General features: G+C 68.6%; 4 protein-coding genes. All 4 read left to right on the forward strand.

From position 1 onward, the window contains the following. The coding region (locus tag VB080_RS12040) for a ribbon-helix-helix protein, CopG family (protein WP_323418699.1) at positions 1-162 on the forward strand (162 nt) is incomplete at its 5' end. After that, complete coding sequence (locus tag VB080_RS12045) at positions 155-289, forward strand: hypothetical protein (RefSeq protein WP_323418697.1); 135 nt, start codon at positions 155-157, stop codon at positions 287-289. The genes VB080_RS12040 and VB080_RS12045, both read left to right, overlap by 8 nt. Then, positions 289-408 carry a toxin-antitoxin system toxin subunit gene (locus VB080_RS12050; protein ID WP_323418700.1) on the forward strand — a complete coding sequence of 40 codons (120 nt, stop codon included), beginning with the start codon at positions 289-291 and terminating at the stop codon, positions 406-408. The genes VB080_RS12045 and VB080_RS12050 overlap by 1 nt, the downstream gene beginning before the upstream one ends. A gap of 158 nt (positions 409-566) precedes the next feature. After that, the coding region (locus tag VB080_RS12055) for an NERD domain-containing protein/DEAD/DEAH box helicase (protein ID WP_323418698.1) at positions 567-1,917 on the forward strand (1,351 nt) is incomplete at its 3' end.

The following is a 1,917-nucleotide window of genomic DNA, read 5'->3' on the forward strand; positions in this document are numbered from 1 at the left end:
CGCGGCCGCCCGCCGGTGGGTGATGGTCCTGGCGTGGTGGTGCCGGTGCGACTGGACGCAGCCACCCTCGCCGCACTCGCGGCCAGAGCTGAGGCGGAGGGTATCTCCACTCGGTCGGACGCGATCCGGGCCGCGGTGCGCGAGTGGATCGACGTTGCCTGAACTGTGCCTTTCCGCCCGCAAGCACTACCGGCGTGACCGACTTGATGCCGCCGCGGTGATCTACGCGGCCGAGCACGTCCTGCACTCCCGTCCGCTGGACGATGAGGACGACCCTCGCCGTTGGTGATGATCGGTGCCGATCCCGCGGGCCGCTTCCTTGAACTGGTGTCCCTGGTGTTCGACGACGGCTCTGAGTTGATCATTCATGCCATGAAGGCCCGCTCAACCTACCTCGATGAGATCTGACTCCAGCCGCCAGCTTCCTGAAGTCCGGACGAAAAACGTCAGTGGCGCCCGAGACGATGAAGATGTCGAAGGGGAAGACATGGGAGTCTCGGGCCGTCGGGTGACGACCGGCAGTTGTCCTGCCATCCTTGATCCGTCCCAGACACAGGAGTCTCACCGTGGCGACGTCCGTCCCTGATCAGCCGACCTTCGTTACGCCGTCCGAACGGGAGGCGTGGCAGAAGCTCTGTCGCCAGCTGGGCGACGACTGTGTCCTGCTGGCGAACTATCGGCTCTCCGATGAGCACAAGGATCACGAGGCCGACCTGGTCGCGCTGATGCCCGGCTCGGGGGTGGTGGTGATCGAGGTGAAGGGCGGCTCGGTCTGGGTGGAGCCAGACGGCCGCTGGATGATCACCCGCCAGCAAGGGCCGACGCGGATCCATCCGGTCGACCAGGCGCGGGATGCGGTCTATGCGCTGCGGCACTATGTCGAAGCCGATCCGCGGTGGGCGGGGCGGACCCGGATCCGGTGGAGCCACCACGTGGTGCTGGCCCGCACCACGTTGGCCGACGACTTCGCTACCCCGGATTGTCCGCGCTGGCAGATTTCGGGCAAGAACGACCTGCCCGACCTCGCGGGCCGCATCTGGGACACCACCTCGCTGCACCGCAGCGACGCCCGTCCGCCGGACGCCGACGACATCGCGCTGATCCGCGAGATCCTGGTCGGACGCAACCTGCCGACCCGTGACCCGGTGGCGATTGCCGAGGATCGAGCCGCACTGGCTGACCGGCTGACCATGGAGCAGGCGAACCTGCTGAGCGTCACCAGGCTGTTGAACCGGGTGGAGATCCGTGGCGGTGCGGGCAGCGGCAAGACCGTGCTGGCGATCCGGCAGGCGTCCGACCTGGCCAGCGGACGCACCACCGGTGAGAGGCAGCGGGTGGCGATGGTTTGTTACAGCTACGGGTTGGCGAACCACCTGCGCCGCGAGCTGCTGACCGGCTCGCGGGCCAAACGTCCGGCTTTCGTCGGCACCTTCGAGGACCTGGCGCGCAGTTGGGGGATCGAGGTCACCGGTTCGCGGGACGACTCGGCGTTCTGGGAGGTCGAACTGCCGGCGTTGATGGCCGCCCGGGCCACGGAACTCGCCGACGCCAACCGGTTCGACGCGGTGATCGTGGACGAGGCGCAGGACTTCGCCGACGACTGGTGGACGCCGCTGGTCGGCGCGCTGCGCGACGAGCAGACCGGCGGAGTCTTCGCCTACAGCGACGAGCGGCAACGGGTGTTCGCCCGGTTCGGGCGTCCGCCGCTGGCCCTGGTGCCGCTGGTGCTGGACCACAACCTGCGCAACACCCGCCAGATCGCCTCCAGCTTCGTCCCGCTGGCGCCCACCTCGATGGTGCTGCGAGGTGGGGACGGGCCGGCGGTGGAGTTCGTCCCGGCAGCCATGGGGGAGGAGTTGGGGGTCGCCGACGACCAGGTCGAGCGGCTGCTGGAGGAGGGCTGGGAGCCCAAGGACG

Source organism: Propionicimonas sp. (assembly GCF_034927565.1).
Classification (GTDB): Bacteria; Actinomycetota; Actinomycetes; order Propionibacteriales; family Propionibacteriaceae; genus Propionicimonas.

What these genes read in the sequence shown, in the direction of transcription:
- VB080_RS12050 (WP_323418700.1), top strand. Translation starts at nt 289, where the DNA reads ATGATCGGTGCCGATCCCGCGGGCCGCTTCCTTGAACTGGTGTCCCTG.